Origin of the sequence: Francisella salimarina, from assembly GCF_007923265.1 — a bacterium.
Lineage (GTDB): Bacteria > Pseudomonadota > Gammaproteobacteria > Francisellales > Francisellaceae > Francisella > Francisella salimarina.
The window spans coordinates 198,778-222,424 of sequence record NZ_VOJA01000001.1; the positions used below are offsets into that span (position 1 = coordinate 198,778).

Below are 23,647 nucleotides of genomic sequence, written 5' to 3' on the forward strand. Positions count from 1 at the left end.
AGCGATTATAACAAAAATAATTAAGAATGTTATTGATTATAAATAGTAAAGATCATCTAAGAGGTTTAGACATAATATATACACAAACTGAGCCTATTTGCTTTATAGTATATTCAGCAAAATTACTCTTTATATATTTTTCTATCAATTCATAAGTATCATTTTTATTATCGAATATTCCTTTGTCATTAAATTTATTAGCCACCTTAATTGCAAGATTTGAGCTATAGTCATTAATGACAGTTGATCCAAATGCTACACCTTCAGATTTAAGCATCTTTGCAACATTCTCAAAAACAACTTGTTTGTTACCATTATCAGGTAAACAATGAATTAGATAGTTAAATGATATAGAGTCAAATTTGGAATAAAATTTCTCAGGAATAGCTTCAAGAATATCTACCTTATAAGTCAAAACACTTTTAGCTGGCAAAGCCTTTGCTACATAATCCAAACATGTTGGGTTTAAATCCATAAGTGTTACTTGTTGGAGCTGGTTATTAACTTTTTTTAAATAGTATCCAGAGCCCACACCTATATCTAAATGATTTTTAGAGACATTGGTTTTGTATAATTTAAGCAACTTGGAAGTCTTACATTTCCATAAAAAAGTATTATTAAAAAACAAAACCCAAAAGTTATAAACCTTTAAAACCAATTTTGAGTAAACCTTTTGGCCATCGTGTGTGCTTTTTTTCAATTCGATAACCTCACTCTACCAAAACATATTTGAACGCATTGGCTTAATAGCAAGAATAACTATCAAGATACAATAAACATACCAAGGAACTAATATTAATACCGGAACAAGTACAACTACCATACATCCAAAGAAGAACTGGCTAAAAAACAGAAGAACTTGGTATGATGGCTTATTTGTCTTTAGATACATTCTAGCTTTCTCAATATATGATCCCTCAAATGAAAATAGATGAATCACTATTGGAAATACTGCCGTTAAAAACATTAATAAATAAAAAATCCAACTCACTTCAGTTAGAACTAGATAGTTTGTAGCTACAAGCAAGCCCACCAAGAAGTAGACTATTTTAACAAGAGCAATGTCTACTAATGTGAAATGCTGTAATTTTTCTGATAAGAACTCTTCTTCATACATAACGTACTCCCCATTGGTGTGGCATTTACACAGTAATTTTAACTTATTGAACACACTTTAGAAACAAAAGATATTAAATAAGGATTTATTATTTGCAAACATCATCAATAGTAAAATTAAATCTAACGCTAGATTTTAATAGTATTTAGCTGATCAGCCGGTACTTCCTTCTCTACTGTTTCGACTTTTCCAGTGCTATCTTCTGTTTTTTTGACAATTTTAGCAGTTTTACCATCTGACTTAATTGTTATAGAACTAAATTCTTTATATACATCTGGCTTTTTAGTAACTTTTGATGTTTTAGATTCAGCTTGTATTTGGGCAATATTCTGATCAATGTTTGCTATTGTTCTGTTGAAGTTTTCATCTATCATCTGCTGTTGCTTTTGAAAATCTGCCATCATCTTTTCTATAGGTTTATTATTAGATACTTGCGTACTGTTTTGAGGTTTTTGTTTTACCCAACCAACAGTACCATCTTTTTGATCAACTATCTCAATCCATTTACCCTTTGAAAAAATAGCTCTAAATTGGGGATTTCGATCATCAACTGTCATAATTTTTTTCGATTTTTCATCTGGTTTTGCATACATCTGATAACTCTCAGCATATACTCCTGACACAACCATTAAACCGAATATTGTTGCTAGAATTTTCTTCATTTCAACCTCCATCTTTTTGATGTAAATATTTTATACACAAATAGTCTAAAATTATAAATAAGTTTTATAGCTATTTTTTTCAAGTTACATGACTATTAATAAGCTATAATTATAGTATGTGAATTGAATATGTATATAGACTCAATGACTGATAAACCAAAAGTTTTAGTTGCTGACGATGATAAAAAAATTGCTCAGTTTATAAAAACCAAATTTGAAGAAAATGGTATTGAAACAACATTAGCTCACGATGGCAAAGAAGCACTATTCCTAATCAATACCAATAATTATGATGTGGTTGTTATAGATTGGATGATGCCGTATTTAGACGGAATATCTTTGCTAAAAATTTTACGTAAACAAAATGTAACAATTCCTGTGATTATTCTAAGTGCACTTGATAGCACTGAGAATAAAATTCAAGGTCTTACATCAGGTAGTGATGATTATTTAACTAAGCCGTTTTCAATAGATGAGTTAATGGTTCGTGTTAATATTCTATACAGAAGAACTAAACAAATTGCTGATGCACAGTCTCATAAACTGACCTGCGGAGATATAGTTCTTGATGAACTCGCTCATGAAGTACGTCGCAATGATGAATTAATATTATTACAACAAAGAGAATACAAAGTTTTACATCTACTTCTTAAACATAAAAATGAGGTGGTTAGCAAGACGATGATACTTAAAGAGGTATGGGATTATGACTTTGACCCTCAGACAAATGTAGTTGAAGTACATATCTCTCGCCTGCGCAACAAGCTCACTGAGAATGGTCTGCCTGACCCTATAAAAACTATACGAGGTTTTGGATATGTCATACAAGAATAAATTCAACGACACTATTCAACGTAGGTATATAATTAGCTCAAGCTTTAAAATGGCAGTGCTTTTTACAATACTTTTAGGTTTAAGTATAGCATCTTGGATTTATATAATTTTCTCCGCGCTTGGTAATAGAGTTACTGAGCATATAATCCCCCTAAGTATTGGTATCTTCTGTACAGCAAGCGTTGTCATCATCAGTTATTTGATCAGTGTTTTTGTTGTTAAGAAAATCAATTTTATAGCTAGCTCTGCTGCCTCTATTGTTAACACTCGCGACTTTAGCCAAAGAATCAAATCTGATACAAGCTGGGATGATCTTAGTAATTTAGCTAATATACTCAATATCCTGCTAGCTAATATCGATGAGCTTTTGGTAGATATCAAAAGCGTTTCAAATAATATTGCTCACGATCTAAAGACTCCTCTAACTCGTTTAAAAAACAAGCTTGAAAGCCTTGAGCAAACTTGTCCAAATGATGACACATCTGAGGCATTGGCAGAGTGTAATCAATTGCTTAATATCTTTAATAGTATCCTAAGACTTAATCGTCTTGAACATGGTCGTGAAAACTTACTCAAAAAAAATTCTGATGTAAAAAAAATTATCGATGATGCTATTGAACTTTATGAACCAATGTTTGAACAAAAGAATATCAAATTAGATATCTCTGTTATTTCAAAAAATTTAAATATCGATAAAAATCTTATTTTCCAAAGTATTACAAATATCCTAGACAACAGCTATAAATACTCAAAAGATAATACTGAAATAACGATTTCGACAAAAATTCAAAACTCAAAATATAACATCACATTTACCGATCAAGGGATTGGTGTAAATGAAGAAAATATTGATAAGATTTTTGAAAGATTCTTTCGTGAAGAAAAAAGCCGTAGCCAAATAGGTAATGGCTTAGGACTTTCTCTTGTAAGAAAAATTATACACCTTCATAATGGTGATATCACTGCTACTAACAACAATCCTCATGGCTTAATTATAGAAATCTCGCTACCATTACATTAACAAATTTTAACTATGTTTTTAAAGGTTTAAAAATTACCCTTATAATTAACTAAAATTCTTACAATCAATTTAAATATATGGAAAAAGTAGCAGTAATAGGAAGTGGCATATCCGGACTTGCCATCAGTTATCTTCTCAAAGAAAAATACGACATTACTCTTTATGAAAAAAATAATTATTACGGTGGACATGCTCGTACATTAGAGGTAAATAGCACCGCTGTAGATACTGGCTTCATTGTCTTTAACTACCACACATATTATCACTTATCGCGATTATTCAAGCATTTAAATGTGCCCGTCGCCGACAGCAACATGTCTTTTGGTGTATCTATCAAAAATGGTAAGTTTGAGTATGGATCTAGTAGTATCAAAAGTTTATTCGCTCAATGGTCAAATATTTTCAGACCAAGTTACTATAAAATGATAAAAGATATTCTAAAATTTAATAAGATCTCAAGACAGCATCTTGAAAACAACACTCTTGATGAAAATATAAGCCTTGCTGAATATCTAGAATCTATAAATGTTGGTAACTGCTTCAAAGATTATTATCTACTAGCGATGGGAGCCTGTATCTGGAGCACTCCACTAGAGAAGATGTATGACTTCCCTGCCCTTAGTTTTATTCGATTTTTTGATAATCATGGGCTACTTACAACTACCAAACCAGTCCAATGGTACACAGTCAAAGGCGGTAGTAAAGTATATGTTGACAAAATCATAACTCAACTAAAATCCGCTAATGTTAAATTTGCACCCCAAGCTACCAATGTAACTAGAACCCATAAAACTTTGATAACTGATATCAACAATAACACCATAGAATATGATAAGGTTATTTTTGCATGCCATTCCAATGAAGTTCTCGAACTATTAGGTGATGCCGACAGTGATGAAAAAAAACTTATATCTGCTATAAAATATCAACCGAACTCCGTAATATTACATACAGATGCTAGTATTATGCCAAAACGCAAAGCTGCGTGGTCAAGTTGGAATTATCTAAGTGCTGAAACTAAAGACAAACGTGATGTAGTTTCACTTAGCTACTGGATGAATAATCTTCAACCCTTAGATACTAATATAGATTATTTTGTTACAGTTAACCCGGATCAAAAACCTGATCCACAAAAAATCATCAACGAACATACTTTTGATCATCCTGTTTTTGATAAAAAAGCCATTCAAGCTCAAAAAGACTTTGATAAAATCCAAGGACTTAACAACACATACTATTGTGGAGCTTATCTACGCTATGGTTTCCATGAAGATGGTATACTTAGTGCAGTAAATGTTGCGAATAAATTAGGAATCAAAACTCCATGGTAAAAAACTTTATCTTAAGCTCAAAAGTTTTTCATAAGAGGCATCATCCAAAGCAAAATTCTTTCAGATATAAATCATATTATATTATTTTGGACATGCTTAATCTTAAGCAAAGTAAGACTAGTTTTTTTAGTATCAATAAACCTAACTTGTATTCTTTCTATGATAAGGATCATGGTCTAAAAGATGGTTCAAGTAGTCTAAAATGGGCAACTAATTTATTAGACCAGCACAACCTTAAATATGATAAAATCAAATTGATGACTATGCCTAGAGTTCTAGGATACTTATTTAACCCCGTTAGCTTTTGGCTTTGTTATAGTGAAAAAAAACTTGTAGCTGTGATAGCAGAAGTCAACAACACATTCAAAGAAACTCATAGCTATATTTGCCACAACAATGGCAACGAAATTACAGATAAAACATGGTTCAAAGCAGAAAAAATATTTCATGTATCACCTTTTTATCCAAGACAAGGCTTTTATAAATTCAACTTCGCACTTGATTTTGATAATAATGCAAAAAATCAAGTTATTATCAATTACTATGATAATAATCAGCTCCAACTTGGTACAGCAATTAATGGTCAAATCAAACCTTTATCAAGTACAAACTTAGTCAAAGAATTTTTTAGATCTCCACTTCTAACTTTCAAAGTTATCTATCTAATTCACTGGCAAGCTCTAAAAATCGTATTTAAACGCATAAAATATATTCCAAAACCTGAGCAGAAAAATATTCGAGTCAGTGTAGCTAATATTATAAGTCCAAATAGTTAGATTCCCGACAATATTTTACCCATATCAGAAATATAAAGCTTACTTATAAATTTATTAACAAAATTTAATATTCCAGCAATATTACCTCAATATTTATTTGCTAATATTTACGTACAGAATAATCAACCTTTGCCTTTTGAAATGTTTGAAAAAACCGTTAGAAAAAATTTATTAGAATCACTTAACAAATTAGAATGTGGTGAGCTATATTTAACAACTCCAGAAAACGAAACTATTTATACAAAAGGCGAAAAACAAGGTCCAACAGCCGATCTAAAACTAAAAGATTGGCGCACAGTAGTAAACTTACAACTAAAATCAGACATTGGATTTGCTGCTGATTATAGAGATGGTTACTGGGAAACATCAGATCTTAAATCTCTGATTCTACTAGGTTTAGTTAATGAAGAAGCATTTGGTCAATACATGAAGCCAAATTTTCTTTTTAAATTATTACAAAAACTTGGCTACCTTACTAAACGTAATAGCATCAAACAGAGTAAGAAAAACATCTACGATCATTACGACTTAGGTAATGACTTTTATAGTTTGTGGTTAGACAAAACCATGACTTATTCATCTGCGATGTACAAAAATCAAAATGAAACATTAGAGCAAGCACAAATCAATAAATACAAAAACATAATTGATAAATTTGATAAAAAAAATGGCTCAATCATTGAAGTTGGCTGTGGATGGGGGGGATTTGCTGAAACAGCCCTAAATAGTGGTGACTACACACTCAAAGGCATCACTCTATCGACAGAACAACACGACTATGCTACGAAGCGACTAGTTGGGAAAAAAGCTGATATAGTTATTGAAGATTACCGCATCCAAAGTGATAAATATGACTATATCGTTTCAATCGAGATGATCGAAGCAGTGGGTAGAGAATATTGGAACACATATTTTTCTAAGCTTAAATCACTACTTAAAGAAGATGGTAAGATTGTTATTCAAGCCATTGTCATTGATGATGCGCTTTTTGCGGATTATGCTAAAGGTACTGATATGATTAGAACCTTTATTTTTCCCGGTGGCTTCTTACCATCTATGGGACAAATTAATCTGGAACTCGATAAGGTTGGTCTAAAATGTGTAGGTACTGAATCTTTTGCAAAAGATTATGCTAAAACTCTTGATGAATGGGACAGAAATTTCGTAAATGTAGAGCCTGAGCTAATAAAACTAGGTTTTGACAAGCGTTTTCAGAGAATGTGGCGTTTCTACTTAAACTCTTGTAGTGCTGCATTTACTCATGGGCGTATTGATGTTGTACAGTTGGAGATTGTCCATGCTTAAAAGACTACTAATATTTATCATTATTAGTTTTCCTTTATTCACTTACGCTGAAGAATTAACTTTGCAGCAAATAAAATCTCAACAAGTACAACAAGTTGGTAAAATTCATTTTTCTAAATGGTTTTTTGATGTTTATGATGCTGAACTTTACACTCAAGATGGAAATTTTAATTGGGATAAACCATTTTTACTAAAAATTCATTACCTTAGAAATATGGATGGGAAAACTATCTCTAAACATACTGTTAAAGAAATATCATACCAACATCCACAGCAAGTTAAGGCAAATTATCAAGAATATAGAGATACCTTTGATCATTTAATTCCCGATGTCCAAAACGGTACAAACCTGTACGGTTATATGGATGAAGATGGTAAAGGATATATATATTCAGACAATGGTCTAATTGGTCAAATACCAGACAAAGATCTTTCAAAATATTTTTTTGAAATATGGCTTAGCGATAACTCATCATATCAAACATTGTCAAGACAATTGAGGGGCTTATGAAAAAATTAATATCTAGAATAGGAGTAATTATTATGGCATTAGGATTATTTGGATGCTCAGCTGATATATCAAGTTACAAAGGAAACGGTCCAAAGCTTGACCTACAACAGTATTTACAAGGTAAAATTGTTGGCACAGGGATTATTCAAGACTATAAAGGAAAAGTCACTAAGCAGTTTGACTTCTCTGGAACTGCTAGCTGGAATGGTGATGTCGGCACATTTGATGAGCACATGGTCTACTATGACGGCCAAAAAGATCACCGTATTTGGACGATTAAGAAAATTTCTGATAACTACTACGAAGGTACAACAGGCGACGTAATTGGTACTGCTAAAATCTATGTTGAAGGCAACGCTATGAACTGGCAATATCAAATGAATATCCCAGTTGGCGACAAAAAATACAAAATTAGCTTTGATGATTGGATGTACTTAATGAACGATGGTGTACTTATAAACAAAAATACATTCAAAAAATTTGGACTAACAGTTGGTTCATTAACGCTATTTATGCATAAAGAAAAATCTGGAGAATAACTATGCAAAAATTTGCAGATAAAACTATATGGTTAATTGGCGCAACAGATGGTATTGGTAATGCATTACTCAAGAAACTTGATAATTCAATACAAGCTAATTTTATAATATCAGCTCGTTCACTAGACAAACTACAAAGCATATCTGCAAGTCTAAAAAATACTGCTCATACTGTTGATCTTGATGTGGCAGATTTTGAGAGCTTCAAAAAAGGAAGTGATATAGCTCTTAGCTATAATCCTGATTATATTATATATTTGCCCGCATTCTATGAACCTTCATTAATTGCTGACATTGCCATTTCAAATCTTAATAAAACTATCCAAACTAACCTAACTGCTGTTTTTTACCTAATAAGATTTACGCTACCTTATCTCAAAAAAAATCCTAAATGTCAGCTAGCTATTACAGCTAGTGTCGCTGGCTATATCGGTTTACCTAGATCACAACCTTATGCTGCTACTAAGGCTGGTGTTATAAATTTAGTTGAGAGCCTAAAAGCAGAAAATACTGAGCTTGATATCCGTCTAATAAATCCAAGCTTTGTTAAAACTAAACTTACTGACAAGAATAATTTTAAAATGCCAGTTCTACTTCAACCTGAAGAAGCTGCCCTTAGCATTATCAAAGGTTTAGAGTCAAATAAATTTGAGGTTCACTTTACAAAAAAATTCACTATAATTCTAAAACTTATTGCAACTTTACCTTACAAACTTTACTTTAAAATTGCTAAAAAGATGATTTAGAACCGGAGAAACCATGGAAACACAATCTAATAAACTTACTATAATAGCTTTTGCTATTATGCATATTGCTTGCCTGGCAATATTTTTTGTAAATTATAATATTACTGCCTTAGTTGTATTTCTTGTTACATTTTCAGCTAGAACATTTGCTTTGACCGCTGGGTACCATCGCTACTTTGCACACAAAGCTTTTCAGACTTCTAGAGTATTTCAATTTATTTTAGCATTAGTTGGAACTTGGGCATCTCAAAAAGGACCTCTTTGGTGGTCAGGTCATCATAGATATCATCATATTCATTCTGATAAAGACACAGATCTACACTCACCTAAAAACGGTATCTTCCAGTCGCATGTTGGCTGGGTTTTTGAATCTAGAAGTGATCATGTTGATCCCAAGTTTACCAAAGACTGGATAGAATATCCTGAATTAGTTTGGTTAGATAAATATGACCATATTTCATTTGCTTTATATTTAGTAGGTCTCTTTGTTGTAGGTAGCCTAGTTAACCACTTCTTCCCCAACCTCGAAACATCCGGTTTAGCATTTGTATTCTGGGGCGGTATCTTAAGTACAGTATTGTTATATCACACTACATTTAGTGTTAATTCAATCTGTCATATTTTTGGCAAAAAAGATTATGAAACTTCAGATAATAGTCGTAATAATTGGTTCATAGCATTAATTACATTTGGTGAAGGGTGGCACAACAATCACCATAAATTTGCTTACTCTGTTAGAAATAATCTCAAAGCATGGCAAATTGATATTACATACATGATTCTTTGTGTATTGAGAAAATTTAGAATAGTATGGGGATTTAAAGAACCAAAGAAAACCGTTTAGATTAAATATTTATAGAATAAATTTATTGAGCTGCTTTTGTTTTTGCTTTTTTTCTACGTCTAGCTCTTTTTTTCTTAGCCTTATTAGGTTTTTTTGACTTCTTGGGATATGGCTTATCATTATCTTTATCTAAATTTGGCTTACGTGGATCATATAATTCAAAATCTATGTGGATTCTTTCTAAATCTGCTCTGACAACTCTTACAGTAATATCTTGACCAATCTTATAAACTTTATGAGTTCTCTTACCAATCAATATATCTTTAGCTTCATCATAAATATAATAATCCCCTGGAATAGCAGAAACGTGTATCAAGCCTTCTATATACATATCTTTTAGCTCAGCAAATAGACCTAAGCCATTAACATGCTTAACTTGAGCCTCCAAAACATGACCAATATAGTCTTGCATGAAATAGCATTTCAACCAGCTCTCAACTTGCTTTGATGCACCATCTGCATTTCGTTCTTGATTAGAGGCATTCTCACAAATATTTGCTAATTCAGAAGACTTATAATCAGCACCACCATGCTCATATTCGCCAATAATTGATTTAATTATTCTGTGTACTACTAAGTCAGGATATCTTCGAATTGGCGATGTAAAATGAGTATATTCACTATATGCCAATCCAAAGTGTCCATCATTATTTATACTGTACACCGCTTGATTCATGCTACGCAAAGTCATCATCTGAATATCATCATAATCAGGACGATCCTTTATGCTATCTAACATTTCTGCCAAAGCCTTTGGTGTAACTTTGCCATTTTTACCATATGCAAGATGTATACCATGCTTAGCAAGATACTTCTTAAGAGTCTCCATCCTATCTTCTTTAGGCTCACTATGAACTCTAAATGGCGATGTTTTTTTATGCTTAATGGTGAATTTAGCTGCTGCAACGTTTGCCACAAGCATACACTCTTCTATTAATCTATGCGCATCATTACGATGTCTTGGTACTATTGACTCAATATGATTATGCTCATTTAATATTATTTGTGTTTCAACGGTATCAAAGTCTATAGCACCTCGCTCTTGCCTAGCTCCATGTAGCACTTTATACAACTCATATAAATCAAATAGATTTGGTATCAACTCAGGAGTTTTATCAACTATAGAGTTTTGTTTCTTCTCTAAAAGTTTTGCAACCTCTGTATAAGTTAAGCGCGCCTTTGAGTTTATTACTGCAGAATAGAACTTGTATCTAGAAAGCTTACCAGTTTTAGATATGTTCATCTCACAAACTAGAGAATATCTATCCTCATTAGGTTTTAACGAACATAATCCATTTGATAACTTCTCTGGTAACATCGGAATAACATATCCAGGAAAATAAACAGAAGTTGAGCGACGCTTTGCATCCAAATCTAGGCCTGAATCTTTCTCAACATAGTTTGACACATCTGCAATCGCGACATATAGTTTCCAGCTACCACTTTTAGTCTTGTGTGCATAAACAGCATCATCAAAATCTTTGGCATCTTCACCATCGATAGTTACAAAATTTTCATTACGCAAATCAACTCTATTACCAACAATCACATCATCAGAAATATTATCTAAATAGCGCAAAGCCTTTTTGCTCCACTGTTCTATTAAGTCATATTTCTGTGTTGCCATCATCATTGCTTCTTTAACTGGAGATACTGCTTCAACCTCTTGCTTAAACTTAGCTACAGCTGCACTATTTATACTAGGATAAACAACAATCTCGGCCTCAATTAGAGAATTGTGTTCTATTTTCTGCCTCGGTGGTAATAGCACTATATCACTTGTCATACTCTTACTTATCGGCTTAATAAAATCACAATCAAAACTCTTATAGTAGTATCCAGTGATGGTTTTTTGTGATCTTGAAACTATTGTTTTAATTTCTGCATCTATTCGACCACGTTTATTAAGTCCAAGAACTTTAGCTGTTACTTCATCACCAGCCATTACCATTTTTGTCTGATGAGATACAATTCCAACCTTAGTATTTAAAGTATGGCTAAATAACTCTAAACGGGAGTCTCTATCAGCTGTTACTTTAGATGTTATATATATTGGCGTCATTTCTGGTAGATTATAGTATGATTTGTCTTTTTCTAACTGTCCATCTCTAACCATTGCACCTAAACGATTTACAAGACCATCAAAAAGATTTTTTTTAAAAATTTCTAAAGCATTTGCGATGTTTTCTATACTAACAGGAATATTAGTATCTTTTATATATTTTAGAATCACTTCTCTACTTGGAATTGGATTCTCGTACTTTTGTGCTTCGACATCCCTATTAGGATCATTATGTATATTATATTTACTCACTTATGAATATATCCTGGTCAAAAAATTTTTTACTTATTAACTTACCTTTATCAAACTCTGCTATAGCAACAAACTTCTCATCATCATATATCCTGACCGTTCCATCAAGATGAGGTTTGTCAGCGAAGAGTCCTCTTTTGTATAAATCATCTTTTTCTTCTTCTACTAAAGAGTATATTGGCTTGTCAATAAATACACTCTCTACACTAGCTATACTAGCAAGTTTTTGTTCAAAACTTAAATCTTTTAAGTTATCTAAGTCATGAGCAGCCTCAATTCCAAAAGGTCCGCTTTGGGTTCTTTGCAGAGCAGACAAATGTCCACCACAGCCTAAAACTTTTCCAATATCTATAGCTAGACTACGAATATATGTGCCCTTTGAACATTTAACTCTTATTTCTAATGAATCTGTATTAAACTCCAGTAACTCTAACTCATATATACAGATATTACGCGGCTTAACCTCAACGGTTTTACCCTCTCTAGCTAGCTTATAGAGAGGTTGTCCATTATACTTCAAAGCTGAATACATTGGAGGGATTTGAACTATGTTCCCCCGAAAATCTCTCAAAACTGTTTCTAGGTACTCTGCCGACAATTCTGGAATATTAGCATTTCTTGCCACTATTTCACCCTCAGCATCTCCACTATCTGTTTCAACACCCAGCTTAATAGTTGCAATATATTCCTTATCAGAGTCTAAAAGGTATTGTGCTATTTTAGTGGCTCTACCAAAGCATATAGGCAGAACTCCTGTTGCCATAGGATCTAAGGTTCCTGTATGACCTGCTTTTTGAGCATTAAATATATACTTTAATTGCTGTAAAACTTTATTTGAACTAAGACCTTGAGTCTTATTTATGACAATCACACCATTGAGATTTAATCTATTTTTTTTCATGTAAGCCTTGTTGTGATAGTATTTGTATCATCTTCTCAGCAGCTTTCTGCTCAGCTTTTTTTCGCGATGTACCTTTTGCACTAACTTCAATATTTAAATCATTAGACAATGCTTTCACTGTAAACTCTTGTTCATGGTCTTTACCGTCGATAGTTTCAATACTATACTCAGGAAGACTTAAACCATTTTGCAATAGGATTTCTTGTAACTTAGACTTACCATCTTTGACTTTTACATCATCCAAGTTAAGAGTTGATATAACTGGCTTGTACCAGTTTAGTATAACCTTTTTAACAGTAGCAAAATCACTATCTAAATAAATTGCCCCAATAATAGCTTCAAATACATCTTCTAATATTTTTTCTCGCTTATGTCCACCTTGTTCACTAGCACCTAAGATAATATATTCATCCAACTTAAAATTTAGAGCTAAATTTGCTAAAGTTACTCCTTTAACTAGCTTAGACCTAATTTGTGAGAGCTTGCCCTCTGCTAAATCTGGAAACTCTAAATACAACGCTTCGGCAATTACAAATCCCAAAATAGAATCTCCCAAAAACTCTAATCTTTCATAGTTTTTCTTTGTTTTACTACGATGAGTTAATGCTCTGACCAAGAGAGTATAATTTTTGAAGTTATAACCAAGAATTTTATATAATCGAGAATATTCAGGAATCATTTATTTAAAAGACCTTACCAATTTCACTCCAACGAACTTTTTTATCAACCTTATCCCAGCTCATCCATACAATCTTTGCTTTACCTACAAGATCCTTCTCAGAAACAAAACCCCAATAACGACTATCTTCACTATTATCTCTGTTATCTCCCATTACGAAGTAATGTCCAGCAGGTACTTTAAGATTTTCAAAATCAGTACCTTTTACGGATTCAATCCAATCAACTTGATGCTTAACACCATCAAGATTTTCAGTACAAATTGTATCACCACTGCCATTAGCTAATGATTGATTGTAATAATTAATAGCATCTTTATCACAATTTGTGTACTCAAGTTTTTTACCATTAATCGTCAACATCTTATTCTTGTAAGAAATCACATCTCCAGGTACACCAACGACTCTTTTGACAAAATCTACACTTGGATTAACTGGAAAGTGAAACACTAAAATGTCGCCTCTTTTAGGCTCACCTGTTTTTATCAGAGTTTCATTAGTAAAAGGTGCTCGAATACCATAAGCAGCTTTATTAACAAATATAAAATCTCCAACAGGTAGTGTTGGTGTCATAGATGCTGTAGGGATAAGAAAGTTCCCTATTAGAAATGTTCTAAGCAAAAAAACCACCAAGAATACACTAAACAAGGATCTTGCTTGATCTGCTATCAAAGGAGCCTTAAGGCCACTGTCCTTATAGAACTGACGCTTCTGTTTCTTAGATAAACCCTTTAATTCCTTGGCATAAGGCTTTAATCTTGGCCTTTGAAAAAAAAGTAGGTCCATCAAATAAATTAGACCACTTGCTATAGTTAAAAACAGTAGCCAAAAAGTAAAACCTAGGCTTAGGATATAGTTCAATAGTTCCATGAAATCACTTAACTACTTTATCCTTTTGAACAAAATAACCAACGCCTCTAATAGTTTGAATAAAGTTTGGAATATTTATTTTCTTTCTTAGATTGTGCATGTGTACTTCTAGAGTATTAGTGTCCATTTCTTTATCAGTAGAATACACTTCTTCCAGAAGCTGAGTTTTTGGTACAACACGGCCAGCATTTTGCACCAAAATAGCCAAAAGCGCTAATTCTTTTTTTGAAACTGGAATAATAACACCATCTTTAGTTACTGTCTCAGAGCTAGGGTTAAAGCTATAGTCGCCAAACTTGATTTCTTCTTTAGTACTTTTGCCAGATCTTGTGTCTATTCTACGAGAAATAGCTTTAATTCTTGCTACCAATTCTTTAAGCTCAAAAGGTTTAGTAAGATAATCATCAGCGCCTAAATCTAAGCCTTTGATTCTATCCTCCAAACCATCTCTAGCTGTTAAAAGAATAATTGGCACTTTAATACCTTTATTCCTAACATTCCTAAGAACTTCCAAACCTGTTTTAATTGGCATACCTATATCAAGAACCACAATATCATACAATCCTGATTCAACGAAAGTCTGCGCAGCTTCGCCATCAGAAACCAAATTAACAATAAGACCTTCTTTTTGCAGCGCTTCGAGTAAGCCCTCACCTAAGTTAAGATCATCTTCAGCCAATAATAGCCTCATATATTCACCTTTATTCGTTATAAGATTCTAAAAAAACATTTATCAGCTAAAGTATATAGCATAAGGTACATAAAATAAATATTTATTTAAACTTATGAATTATGAGAAATATTACCCTAAAACTAATATGAGTGTTCAAGAAATTTGTGAACTAAACTCTTGGGAAAGTTCTTCTGCTCTATTGATATTTGCTTGTATTGCCTTATCAACAGTTCCACCAAGATCAAGTCTTTCAAAAGTAGATAAAGCTTCAAAAGTTATACCTTTTTTAGATGTTACATTTTTTCTTAAAGTAGCCATATCCTCGTCACTTTTCAAGACCATCTGCGCAGCACCAAGACACGTTTGAGCAACAAGCTTCTCAGCTTGTTGTTTATCCAGCCCTCTTTTAGCAGCAGCATTGACCATATGCTCCATAAATTGAAAATAATATGCTGGACCAGAACTTGCTATAGCTGCAATAACATCAATCTCATCCTCTTTTTTAACTACAGCGACCTCTCCCATTGTCTTCATAATATTAATAACTTCTGACTTATTATCATCACTAATATTTTTATTAAAAAATATTCCAGTAGCACCGTAGCCTAAGCTACTAGGCGTATTGGGAATAGTCCTTGCGAAAGAAATATTCTTAGCAAACATTCTCTCATAATCATTAGCTTTGATGCCTGCTGCTACCGTAACTATTGTCTGATCATCTCTAGTATGATCTCTAATATCCCTGATTAGACTAATCATACCTTGTGGCTTTACAGCTAAAATAATAATATCAGCTATAGCAATTGACTCTAGTAAAGAGTCCGAAGACAGTATCCCATATCGACTAACTAAATTTTCTCTTTTATCTTCATTTCTATCAAAAACGATAATATTCTGACCATCATAGCCATGATTAACCATTCCCGCGATCATTGCAGCGGCCATATTACCACCACCAATAAAACAAACTTTCATAAATATACTCTATATATTTTCCATTCTTTAATTTATATAACTATAACATTTCGGATAATTATTGCTAATATATACACAGACTTAAACCTTAAAAAACATTCAAAAATGAGAGAAATAGTTCTAGCATCAAGCAATAAAGGAAAGATTAGAGAATTTACAGATATTTTTAAAAAAATAAACATTCAAATAATCCCTCAAACAGAATTCAATATTAGTGATGCTGAAGAGACAGGGCTTAGCTTTATAGAAAATGCAATCATTAAAGCAAGACACTGTTCAAGACACACTGGATTGCCTGCAATAGCAGATGATTCTGGGCTTGAAGTATTTTCATTAGCAGGCGACCCTGGTATTTACTCTGCAAGATACGCTAGCGAGCATGGCAATGATGATGCTAATATACAAAAGTTACTGACTAATCTAAAAGATAAAGATAATCGTACGGCTCGGTTTGTATGCGCCTTGGCTTATGTCAGAAATGAAAAAGATCCTACCCCAGTACTAGAATATGGCTTCTTAGATGGCGAGATCGCACACACTTGCTTAGGTGAACATGGTTTTGGATATGATCCGGTATTCTCTTTACCTGAATTACAAAAAACTTTAGCACAACTATCAAAAAGTGAGAAAAACAAAATAAGTCATAGAGCTATAGCGCTTGATAAAATTATTAGCAAAATATGAGGTCTTAATGTTTTTTCATCCTTGATGATATAATTTCTTATCATATATGCTAAAATAGCTTAATTAGTTTGATAATTTTTACTAAACAAGTAAGCTTTTGGGTCGAAGTGTGGAACATTTAAAAAGAATATTATACGTTTCTCTTGCTCACATATACTCTAGCCTATTCATTATATATGTACCTTTCATATATCTCAAAAAACTCAAAAGAAGCCTCAAAAATAGTAGCTATAGGCAAAGATGGGGAGAAAGATTTGCTCAAACAAAACTTCGACTAAAGAGTTCAATTTGGATTCATTCAGTATCAGTGGGCGAAACTGTTTCAGCAGAACCTCTAGTGAAAGAACTCTTAAAAAACTTTCCAAACGAAAATTTTGTTATTACTACTACAACACCTACAGGTAGTGATGTTGTTAAAAACTTGTACAGCAAATACGATAATGTATACCATATGTACATCCCATATGACACAATACCATTCATAAACAGCTTCTTTGTGAAAGTTAATCCTAAAGCTTTCTTGATAATTGAAACTGAAATTTGGCCAAATATTTTAAATAAATGTTTTGCAGAAAATGTTCCTGTAGTTATAACAAACGCAAGACTATCAAGAAGATCGATTAGAAACTACACCAAAATACCATTTGGAAAAGATTTCCTATTTAAAAACATAAGTCAAATAAACGCTCAGACTGAAAAAGATGCAAAAAGATTTTGCTCATTAGGTGTTGATAAAGAAAAAATCACAGTAACTGGCAATTTAAAATATAATCTTATCACCCCTGAAAATTTAGAAGATAAGATGCTTAGCATCAAACAAAGCATAAATAGTAGACCAGTATGGATTGCAGGTAGTACTCACCAAGGAGAAGAAGAGATAATACTTGCCGCTCATAAGGAAGTGTTAATCACTTACCCAAACTGCCTATTAATAATAGTACCAAGACATAAAGAACGTTTTCAAAAAGTAGAGAAACTCATTGCAAATGAAGGATTCTCTTACCAAAAAAGATCGTCATCTACCAATGAAATCTTTAACCATACTCAGATATATTTAGGTGATACTATGGGAGAGTTACTTCATCTATACTACATTTCTAACATCACTTTTGTAGGCGGCACTTTGATAGACAACGGGGGACACAATCTATTAGAACCTGCAGCCCTCGCAAAACCAATTATAAGTGGCACAAGTCTCTACAACTTTAGTCAAATATCAAAAGAATTAATTCGTAATAGAGCACTAATACGAGTAAAAAACCATACAGAACTTGCTGATAGTATAGTTAAGTTACTAGATAATAAAGAATATTCGCAACAAATGTCTCAGGGCTCTCTAAAAACATTTGAAGCTCATAGTGATGTTCTAGAAAAGCAATACAACAATATAGTGAAGTTCTTATGAGTACCACCCCTACAATAGAAAGCTTCAATCTTTTTTCAGAAAAGATATTTTCCGAAATTAACTCGCCTTCCGAAAGACTCAAAGAAGCGATGAAATATAGTTTTTTCAGCGGTGGTAAAAGAATACGCGCACAATTTGTATATGCTCTAGGTGAAGCATTGGATATAAGTCTTCAGAACTGTCATAAAGTTGCATTTGCTATAGAGTGCATACATACTTACTCACTTATACATGATGATCTTCCAGCAATGGATAACGATACCTTACGAAGAGGCAAGCCCACATGTCATATACAATTTAATGAAGCAACAGCGATATTAGCTGGAGATGCATTACAGTCATTAGGTTTTGAAATTCTAAACAATATTGAAGTATCGAACATTGACAAGCTAAAGAAAATAAATATATTTTTTGCAAAATGCTGTGGTCTAGAAGGTATGGTTGGTGGCCAACAATTAGATATAGACGGCGAAAACCAAAGTCTAGAATTAAAAGATTTACAAAAACTGCATATAAACAAAACTGCGAAAATGTTTAGAGCTAGCGTAATAATACCCTACATCATTTCCGAGAATAATAGCAAAGAGATAGAAATCATTTTGACAAGACTTTCTGACTTAATTGGCTTATGTTTTCAAATCAAAGATGATATTTTAGATGTTACAAAATCGACAAAAGAACTTGGTAAAACTAGTGCGAAAGATATTAACGCAAATAAATCCACCTACGTATCTCTAATGGGTCTTGATAAAGCAGGTGATCACTTAAGTCGTAATAAGAGTGAAATCAAAAAACTACTTACTCAATTAAATGAAAGACAACTTTCTACACAAAAGTTAGAAAAACTTATTGAACTAGTTATTCATAGAAACTATTAACTATTTTTGTTACAATTCCGTAATTATTTATTTCATAGTAAATTAAAAAAATAACAACAATGCAAATAATACAAAAAATTTATGCTTGGCTAGTACACCTATTCACTTCATTAGGTGCAGTATTTGGCATACTCGCTATCATTTTCTCCATAGAAGCTGCTAAAGCCAGTGTGATTAACCAAGTAGATCTTCACCACTATTACATTAAGCTATCAATGTTTAGCATAATCATGGCTATTTTTATTGATTCTATTGATGGTAGCTTGGCCAGATTGGTAGATATAAAAAAATTAGCCCCTCTAGACGGTGCTTTACTTGATAATATTATAGATTTCACAACATACTCCATAGTCCCATGCATTTGGATATATGTCTCAGGGATAGTCTCTCAGGAATGGTTAATTCCAGTAGTAGTAATGATAACGATTTCATCTTCATATCAGTTCTGTCAAACTAATGCCAAAACAGATGACCACTTTTTTGTTGGTTTTCCTAGCTACTGGAATGTAATAGTGATGTACATGCTATGTTTTCAATCTCCATACTGGGTTAACGAGATTGTAATAGTCATTCTTTCGATATTTTCATTTGTACCAATAAAATATATTTACCTATCAAGAACTGAGCATATAAGTACAAATAAGCTTATCAAATCATTTACTTTTATATTTACAATGCTTGCATCAATTTCCACATTCCTAGCAGTGCTAATATATCCTATAAAAACTCCAACTCCTTTTATATCAATAATACTAATTTTCTCTATTTTTTATATATTATTTAGCCTCAAACTTAATATTAAACCAGTAAAAAACTAATCTCTTTAGCGAATAGCCATCCCTTATGGTAATATATTATCTATGGTAAATATTAGTTAATCTACACATGAAAGTATTAAGCCAAGAGGAGCGTCAAAAGCTCTTTGTCGAGAATATATTTCCATACAAACATAAAATCCCTCGTAAAGTATATGAAAAGCAAAAACATCATTTGCAAATAGAATTATTAAAGTTTCAAAAATGGGTTAAAGAAAATAATAAAAAAGTTCTAATAATTTTTGAGGGACGAGATGCTGCTGGAAAAGGTGGAACAATAAAAAGAGTTATGGAACACTTAAATCCTCGTGGAGCTAAAGTAATAGCCTTAGAAAAACCCTCTGAAAGAGAAAGAAATCAATGGTATTTCCAAAGATATATCGAACATCTACCATCTGGTGGCGATATAATACTGTTTGATAGATCTTGGTATAATAGAGCTGGTGTTGAACGAGTTATGGGATTCTGTACCGAGAGAGAATATTTTTTATTTCTGGAGCAGGCTCCTCAACTTGAAAAAATGTTAGTTGATAGCGGCACTATAATCATTAAGTTTTGGTTCTCTGTAAGCCAACAAGAACAAAAAGATAGATTTGCAGCTAGAGAAAATCATCCTCTTAAGCAATGGAAACTTAGCCCTATTGATAAAGCATCCTTAGATAAGTGGGATGACTATACAGAAGCTAAAGAAAGGATGTTTATATATACAGACAAGCCTTATGCGCCCTGGGTAATTGTGAAGTCTGATGATAAGAAAAGGGCAAGAATAAATGCTATTAGATATATACTAAATAGTATTGATTATGATAACAAAGATCCTGAGGTAGCAATTGCACCAGACCCTCTTATCGTAGGAACATCATCAAAAATATATAAATAACAACAAACTTAAGCAAAATTTCTATTGACTAAACACCATATTTAAAATATAATCTTGACTATAGTTTTGGGCCTATAGCTCAGTTGGTTAGAGCGCCGGACTCATAATCCGTAGGTCGTAGGTTCGAGTCCTACTGGGCCCACCAAACTATTCAATTTATCAGATATAGTTCCCATACAAATTATAAAAACTAAAACTCATATCTTTAGAAATACTTTTTGCTTTTAGCAGACCAAATTCTATTTGTTGACTATTTTTTAGGACTCAAAGTACAGAAGAAAGTAATAAAATGGAACAAACTCTTTAAAATTAGATATGCCTATCTACAATATAGCTGCCAAATAGCTTTGCTTATCTTTTTTTGTAAGTCTAACTTTATGCTCATTCATTAGTGTACCATTAAATGATTTACCTAAAGCTTCCAAAATATCAAGCATGAGCTCATAGCAGGTTTTAACATCATATCCTATATTAGCGAGCTTTCTATAGTTCATTACTGCCACTATCCCATTTACCTCACCCTCATTACTAGCCAAAAATTCTTGACCTTCATTATCAGGCAAAACACTAAAAATAACATCTTTATAGTTTATCTTTTGAAAAACTTTCTCTTCTGTAAATTTAATACCATAATACTTCAAAAATGTTGCTAAATCTTTTACCTGTATAGATTGAGTTCCTTCAAAATAGATTAATAAAAAACCATCTCTCAATAAAGGATACTCACGCTGAACATCCTCGACGCGTGCATTGCTTGGTGAACTTTTAGCTTGACTTATCAGCTCTTGACTATTTGCATGTTCAATATTTGCTAGAATATCTTTTTGTCTAACTCTCAAGCTTTTACGGAATAAATCAATTATGATTAAGACCACTAAAATTAAAACTAAAGCCAATATCAATGTCATTTATTTAGTACCTTTGGTGTTTTCATACTCATGTATTATATATTTAAAGATTATAAAAATTAAGATTTTTCTATCATTGTATCCAATACTTCTATGATCTTTTCTTCGGTGTCGACAATCATATCTTCATGAATTTTTTCAAACTCTTGAACTATATAATCATTTCTTTGCTTATCATCAAACAGTCTTTTCAATTCATAAAAAAGATTATCTGCAGTACAATCTTCTTGAATTAGTTCTTTTATTATTTCACTTTTATGCAAAATATTTGGAAAAGCCCAATAACTATGACCACGTATAAGAATTCTACCGATAAATGCTGAAAATTTAGACAACTTATAACCAACTACCATAGGTAACTTACACAACATAGCCTCTAAGGTTGCTGTACCAGATGCCAATAAACTCAAATCCGAAGCTTTTAATACTTCGTGAGAGTTTGTTTCAAAAACCTCAATTTCCAAGTCTCTAATTTGTGTATCATACTCAGCAAATATTGATCTAAGTGACGGTTTAGCTAATGGCATAATAGCTTTGAATTTATATCCAGATTCTTGTAACTTTTGCAATGCTTCCAAAAATAATGGTAATAGCCTAGTTACTTCAGTAGTTCTACTACCTGGTAATACAGATAGTATTGGCAACCCTACATTTTCAAGACCAAGATGCTCTCTATACTTCGCTCTATCAATCTTGATTGGTATATTTTTAGCAAGCGGATGCCCTACATATATAGCTTCAAAATCATGTCTATTTTTGTAGTATTCCACTTCAAAAGGTAAAATTGCTAAAATCTTATCAGTCGCTTTTCTGATTTTTTTGATACGATACTCTCTCCACACCCATATTTTAGGACTAACATAGTGTATAGTCTTGATACCAGCAGACCTTAGCTTTCTTTCTACGGTTAGGTTAAAGTCAGGCGCATCTATACCAATAAATATATCAGGCTTATTATGTTTAAAGTGATTAATTATCTTTTTACGAATACTTAATATATTAAGACCTTTTGAAATAATCTCAAAAAAACCGATTAGAGACAGAGCATCCATAGGATATAAGCTCTTGAACCCTTGACTTTCCATTTTAGGGCCACCAATACCTTCTATTATAGCATCAGGATATTTTTTTCTCAGAGCTTCGACAAGAGTTGCACCCAGCTGATCTCCTGAGAGCTCTCCTGCTACAATACCTATTCTCATTATCTTAGTATGCCTCTACGTGAAGTACTTATCACATCAACGAATGGTTCTAGCACAGGCTCTTCATCTGCCATTTCCTTAATGACTTCAAACGCCTCTTTGATCATCAAGCCCTTTCTATACAGCACTTTATAAACTTCTTTTATTTTCTTTAAGTGCTCTGGAGTAAACCCTCTTCGTTTCAGACCTTCTGTATTTATTCCACAAGGGGTTGCACCTGCTGTTACAGCTGTTACCATTAAGTATGGTGGAACATCTTTTCCAACAAGAGCAGCATGAGCTATAAACGCATGTTTACCAACTCTGCAAAACTGATGAATACCAACATTTGAGCTCAAAATAGCAAAATCATCGACATGGACATGACCTGCAAGACCAACTCCATTTACAAGACTAATATTATTTCCAACTTTACAATCATGACCTATATGAACATAGCACATAATGAGGTTATTATTTCCAACTGTTGTAATACCTGTCTCTTTTGATGTGCCACCATGTATAGTAACACACTCTCTAATGGTATTGTTATCCCCAATAATAACTTGAGAAAAGTCACCCTGTTTATAAGTATAATCAATAGGATCATCACCTATTGATGCATACTGGAAAATACGGTTATTCTTGCCTATTACTGTATTATCCCCAACAGTAACATGACTCTTAAGCTCTGTACCTTCACCTACAACGGCATTCTCTCCAATAACACAGAATGGTCCTATTATAGCACTTTCGGCTATTTTGGCGCTTTCATGTACTACTGCCAAACTATGTATCAC

Annotated in this window: 26 protein-coding genes and 1 tRNA gene; 15 read left to right on the plus strand and 12 right to left on the minus strand. The window is 32.7% G+C overall.

What is annotated here, in order from left to right:
• Nucleotides 1-52 precede the first annotated feature (52 nt).
• The 3 genes from FQ699_RS00925 to FQ699_RS00935 form a co-directional block, all read right to left on the minus strand.
• Nucleotides 53-583 (minus strand): class I SAM-dependent methyltransferase, encoded by a 531-nt coding sequence (locus FQ699_RS00925; RefSeq protein ID WP_257217883.1) that lies wholly within the window; start codon nucleotides 581-583, stop codon nucleotides 53-55.
• Nucleotides 584-715: 132 nt separating this feature from the next.
• Nucleotides 716-1,117, minus strand: a complete 402-nt coding sequence (locus FQ699_RS00930; protein WP_013922586.1) for a hypothetical protein — start codon at nucleotides 1,115-1,117, stop codon at nucleotides 716-718.
• Nucleotides 1,118-1,245: 128 nt separating this feature from the next.
• The gene (locus FQ699_RS00935) at nucleotides 1,246-1,779 is read right to left on the minus strand and encodes an SH3 domain-containing protein (protein ID WP_146420745.1); all 534 of its coding nucleotides are present in this window, start codon (nucleotides 1,777-1,779) and stop codon (nucleotides 1,246-1,248) included.
• Between the two features lie 144 nt (nucleotides 1,780-1,923).
• On the opposite strand from FQ699_RS00935, the gene bfpR reads away from it, so the two are divergent.
• From bfpR to FQ699_RS00980, 9 genes are all read left to right on the plus strand, one after another.
• A complete protein-coding gene (gene bfpR, locus FQ699_RS00940) occupies nucleotides 1,924-2,613 on the plus strand; it encodes a two-component system response regulator BfpR (RefSeq protein WP_146420969.1) in 690 nt (229 codons plus the stop codon).
• Nucleotides 2,597-3,634: a sensor histidine kinase gene (locus tag FQ699_RS00945; protein WP_146420746.1), complete on the plus strand. Its 1,038-nt coding sequence runs from the start codon at nucleotides 2,597-2,599 to the stop codon at nucleotides 3,632-3,634. Before bfpR ends, FQ699_RS00945 begins: the two co-directional genes overlap by 17 nt.
• A gap of 77 nt (nucleotides 3,635-3,711) precedes the next feature.
• Nucleotides 3,712-4,965 (plus strand): NAD(P)/FAD-dependent oxidoreductase, encoded by a 1,254-nt coding sequence (locus FQ699_RS00950; protein ID WP_146420747.1) that lies wholly within the window; start codon nucleotides 3,712-3,714, stop codon nucleotides 4,963-4,965.
• Nucleotides 4,959-5,741 (plus strand): DUF1365 domain-containing protein, encoded by a 783-nt coding sequence (locus FQ699_RS00955; protein ID WP_146420748.1) that lies wholly within the window; start codon nucleotides 4,959-4,961, stop codon nucleotides 5,739-5,741. The genes FQ699_RS00950 and FQ699_RS00955 overlap by 7 nt, the downstream gene beginning before the upstream one ends.
• Nucleotides 5,742-5,882: 141 nt before the next feature.
• Nucleotides 5,883-7,046 carry an SAM-dependent methyltransferase gene (locus tag FQ699_RS00960; RefSeq protein ID WP_146420749.1) on the plus strand — a complete coding sequence of 388 codons (1,164 nt, stop codon included), beginning with the start codon at nucleotides 5,883-5,885 and terminating at the stop codon, nucleotides 7,044-7,046.
• A complete protein-coding gene (locus tag FQ699_RS00965) occupies nucleotides 7,039-7,557 on the plus strand; it encodes a chalcone isomerase family protein (protein WP_146420750.1) in 519 nt (172 codons plus the stop codon). The genes FQ699_RS00960 and FQ699_RS00965 overlap by 8 nt, the downstream gene beginning before the upstream one ends.
• Nucleotides 7,554-8,096, plus strand: coding sequence for a DUF3833 domain-containing protein (locus FQ699_RS00970; RefSeq protein WP_146420751.1), 543 nt, complete (start codon nucleotides 7,554-7,556; stop codon nucleotides 8,094-8,096). Before FQ699_RS00965 ends, FQ699_RS00970 begins: the two co-directional genes overlap by 4 nt.
• Nucleotides 8,097-8,098: 2 nt before the next feature.
• Nucleotides 8,099-8,842 carry an SDR family NAD(P)-dependent oxidoreductase gene (locus tag FQ699_RS00975; protein WP_146420752.1) on the plus strand — a complete coding sequence of 248 codons (744 nt, stop codon included), beginning with the start codon at nucleotides 8,099-8,101 and terminating at the stop codon, nucleotides 8,840-8,842.
• Nucleotides 8,843-8,855: 13 nt separating this feature from the next.
• Nucleotides 8,856-9,686: an acyl-CoA desaturase gene (locus FQ699_RS00980; RefSeq protein WP_146420753.1), complete on the plus strand. Its 831-nt coding sequence runs from the start codon at nucleotides 8,856-8,858 to the stop codon at nucleotides 9,684-9,686.
• Nucleotides 9,687-9,708: 22 nt separating this feature from the next.
• Here the strand turns inward: FQ699_RS00980 and rnr are convergent, their stop codons facing one another.
• From rnr to proC, 6 genes are all read right to left on the minus strand, one after another.
• Complete coding sequence (gene rnr / locus FQ699_RS00985; RefSeq protein WP_146420754.1) at nucleotides 9,709-12,000, minus strand: ribonuclease R; 2,292 nt, start codon at nucleotides 11,998-12,000, stop codon at nucleotides 9,709-9,711.
• Nucleotides 11,993-12,901, minus strand: coding sequence for a tRNA pseudouridine(55) synthase TruB (gene truB, locus FQ699_RS00990; protein ID WP_146420755.1), 909 nt, complete (start codon nucleotides 12,899-12,901; stop codon nucleotides 11,993-11,995). Before truB ends, rnr begins: the two co-directional genes overlap by 8 nt.
• Nucleotides 12,888-13,580 (minus strand): ribonuclease III, encoded by a 693-nt coding sequence (gene rnc, locus FQ699_RS00995; protein ID WP_146420756.1) that lies wholly within the window; start codon nucleotides 13,578-13,580, stop codon nucleotides 12,888-12,890. Before rnc ends, truB begins: the two co-directional genes overlap by 14 nt.
• 4 nt (nucleotides 13,581-13,584) lie before the next feature.
• Nucleotides 13,585-14,448 carry a signal peptidase I gene (lepB, locus tag FQ699_RS01000; RefSeq protein WP_013922572.1) on the minus strand — a complete coding sequence of 288 codons (864 nt, stop codon included), beginning with the start codon at nucleotides 14,446-14,448 and terminating at the stop codon, nucleotides 13,585-13,587.
• A gap of 4 nt (nucleotides 14,449-14,452) precedes the next feature.
• The gene (qseB, locus tag FQ699_RS01005) at nucleotides 14,453-15,139 is read right to left on the minus strand and encodes a response regulator QseB (RefSeq protein ID WP_146420757.1); all 687 of its coding nucleotides are present in this window, start codon (nucleotides 15,137-15,139) and stop codon (nucleotides 14,453-14,455) included.
• A gap of 135 nt (nucleotides 15,140-15,274) precedes the next feature.
• The gene (gene proC / locus FQ699_RS01010; protein ID WP_146420758.1) at nucleotides 15,275-16,096 is read right to left on the minus strand and encodes a pyrroline-5-carboxylate reductase; all 822 of its coding nucleotides are present in this window, start codon (nucleotides 16,094-16,096) and stop codon (nucleotides 15,275-15,277) included.
• Nucleotides 16,097-16,201: 105 nt separating this feature from the next.
• Here proC and rdgB point away from each other — a divergent pair, with 105 nt between their 5' ends.
• The 6 genes from rdgB (at nucleotide 16,202) to FQ699_RS01040 (ending at nucleotide 20,903) form a co-directional block, all read left to right on the plus strand.
• Nucleotides 16,202-16,780 (plus strand): RdgB/HAM1 family non-canonical purine NTP pyrophosphatase, encoded by a 579-nt coding sequence (gene rdgB / locus FQ699_RS01015; protein WP_146420759.1) that lies wholly within the window; start codon nucleotides 16,202-16,204, stop codon nucleotides 16,778-16,780.
• Nucleotides 16,781-16,889: 109 nt separating this feature from the next.
• Complete coding sequence (waaA, locus tag FQ699_RS01020) at nucleotides 16,890-18,185, plus strand: lipid IV(A) 3-deoxy-D-manno-octulosonic acid transferase (RefSeq protein WP_146420760.1); 1,296 nt, start codon at nucleotides 16,890-16,892, stop codon at nucleotides 18,183-18,185.
• Nucleotides 18,182-19,063 (plus strand): polyprenyl synthetase family protein, encoded by an 882-nt coding sequence (locus FQ699_RS01025; RefSeq protein ID WP_146420761.1) that lies wholly within the window; start codon nucleotides 18,182-18,184, stop codon nucleotides 19,061-19,063. Before waaA ends, FQ699_RS01025 begins: the two co-directional genes overlap by 4 nt.
• A 59-nt stretch (nucleotides 19,064-19,122) precedes the next feature.
• Nucleotides 19,123-19,881 (plus strand): CDP-alcohol phosphatidyltransferase family protein, encoded by a 759-nt coding sequence (locus tag FQ699_RS01030; protein WP_013922566.1) that lies wholly within the window; start codon nucleotides 19,123-19,125, stop codon nucleotides 19,879-19,881.
• Nucleotides 19,882-19,948: 67 nt separating this feature from the next.
• Complete coding sequence (gene ppk2, locus FQ699_RS01035; RefSeq protein WP_004287226.1) at nucleotides 19,949-20,758, plus strand: polyphosphate kinase 2; 810 nt, start codon at nucleotides 19,949-19,951, stop codon at nucleotides 20,756-20,758.
• A 68-nt stretch (nucleotides 20,759-20,826) separates the two neighbouring features.
• Nucleotides 20,827-20,903 (plus strand) — tRNA-Ile (locus FQ699_RS01040).
• 178 nt (nucleotides 20,904-21,081) lie between these two features.
• Here the strand turns inward: FQ699_RS01040 and FQ699_RS01045 are convergent.
• From FQ699_RS01045 to lpxA, 3 genes are read right to left on the minus strand one after another with little or no spacing between them, the layout of a single operon-like run.
• Nucleotides 21,082-21,666 (minus strand): cell division protein ZipA C-terminal FtsZ-binding domain-containing protein, encoded by a 585-nt coding sequence (locus FQ699_RS01045; RefSeq protein ID WP_013922565.1) that lies wholly within the window; start codon nucleotides 21,664-21,666, stop codon nucleotides 21,082-21,084.
• 59 nt (nucleotides 21,667-21,725) lie between these two features.
• Nucleotides 21,726-22,868: a lipid-A-disaccharide synthase gene (gene lpxB / locus FQ699_RS01050; RefSeq protein ID WP_146420762.1), complete on the minus strand. Its 1,143-nt coding sequence runs from the start codon at nucleotides 22,866-22,868 to the stop codon at nucleotides 21,726-21,728.
• Nucleotides 22,868-23,647 carry an acyl-ACP--UDP-N-acetylglucosamine O-acyltransferase gene (lpxA, locus tag FQ699_RS01055; RefSeq protein WP_146420763.1) on the minus strand — a complete coding sequence of 260 codons (780 nt, stop codon included), beginning with the start codon at nucleotides 23,645-23,647 and terminating at the stop codon, nucleotides 22,868-22,870. Before lpxA ends, lpxB begins: the two co-directional genes overlap by 1 nt.

Excerpts from the sequence above, each read along its gene's own strand:
- FQ699_RS00930 (WP_013922586.1), bottom strand. The coding sequence starts at position 1,117 with ATGTATGAAGAAGAGTTCTTATCAGAAAAATTACAGCATTTCACATTA.
- FQ699_RS00935 (WP_146420745.1), bottom strand. The coding sequence starts at position 1,779 with ATGAAGAAAATTCTAGCAACAATATTCGGTTTAATGGTTGTGTCAGGA.
- bfpR (WP_146420969.1), top strand. The coding sequence starts at position 1,924 with ATGACTGATAAACCAAAAGTTTTAGTTGCTGACGATGATAAAAAAATT.
- FQ699_RS00945 (WP_146420746.1), top strand. The coding sequence starts at position 2,597 with ATGTCATACAAGAATAAATTCAACGACACTATTCAACGTAGGTATATA.
- FQ699_RS00950 (WP_146420747.1), top strand. The coding sequence starts at position 3,712 with ATGGAAAAAGTAGCAGTAATAGGAAGTGGCATATCCGGACTTGCCATC.
- FQ699_RS00955 (WP_146420748.1), top strand. The coding sequence starts at position 4,959 with ATGGTAAAAAACTTTATCTTAAGCTCAAAAGTTTTTCATAAGAGGCAT.
- FQ699_RS00960 (WP_146420749.1), top strand. The coding sequence starts at position 5,883 with ATGTTTGAAAAAACCGTTAGAAAAAATTTATTAGAATCACTTAACAAA.
- FQ699_RS00965 (WP_146420750.1), top strand. The coding sequence starts at position 7,039 with ATGCTTAAAAGACTACTAATATTTATCATTATTAGTTTTCCTTTATTC.
- FQ699_RS00970 (WP_146420751.1), top strand. The coding sequence starts at position 7,554 with ATGAAAAAATTAATATCTAGAATAGGAGTAATTATTATGGCATTAGGA.
- FQ699_RS00975 (WP_146420752.1), top strand. The coding sequence starts at position 8,099 with ATGCAAAAATTTGCAGATAAAACTATATGGTTAATTGGCGCAACAGAT.
- FQ699_RS00980 (WP_146420753.1), top strand. The coding sequence starts at position 8,856 with ATGGAAACACAATCTAATAAACTTACTATAATAGCTTTTGCTATTATG.
- truB (WP_146420755.1), bottom strand. The coding sequence starts at position 12,901 with ATGAAAAAAAATAGATTAAATCTCAATGGTGTGATTGTCATAAATAAG.
- rnc (WP_146420756.1), bottom strand. The coding sequence starts at position 13,580 with ATGATTCCTGAATATTCTCGATTATATAAAATTCTTGGTTATAACTTC.
- lepB (WP_013922572.1), bottom strand. The coding sequence starts at position 14,448 with ATGGAACTATTGAACTATATCCTAAGCCTAGGTTTTACTTTTTGGCTA.
- qseB (WP_146420757.1), bottom strand. The coding sequence starts at position 15,139 with ATGAGGCTATTATTGGCTGAAGATGATCTTAACTTAGGTGAGGGCTTA.
- proC (WP_146420758.1), bottom strand. The coding sequence starts at position 16,096 with ATGAAAGTTTGTTTTATTGGTGGTGGTAATATGGCCGCTGCAATGATC.
- rdgB (WP_146420759.1), top strand. The coding sequence starts at position 16,202 with ATGAGAGAAATAGTTCTAGCATCAAGCAATAAAGGAAAGATTAGAGAA.
- FQ699_RS01025 (WP_146420761.1), top strand. The coding sequence starts at position 18,182 with ATGAGTACCACCCCTACAATAGAAAGCTTCAATCTTTTTTCAGAAAAG.
- FQ699_RS01030 (WP_013922566.1), top strand. The coding sequence starts at position 19,123 with ATGCAAATAATACAAAAAATTTATGCTTGGCTAGTACACCTATTCACT.
- ppk2 (WP_004287226.1), top strand. The coding sequence starts at position 19,949 with ATGAAAGTATTAAGCCAAGAGGAGCGTCAAAAGCTCTTTGTCGAGAAT.
- FQ699_RS01045 (WP_013922565.1), bottom strand. The coding sequence starts at position 21,666 with ATGACATTGATATTGGCTTTAGTTTTAATTTTAGTGGTCTTAATCATA.
- lpxB (WP_146420762.1), bottom strand. The coding sequence starts at position 22,868 with ATGAGAATAGGTATTGTAGCAGGAGAGCTCTCAGGAGATCAGCTGGGT.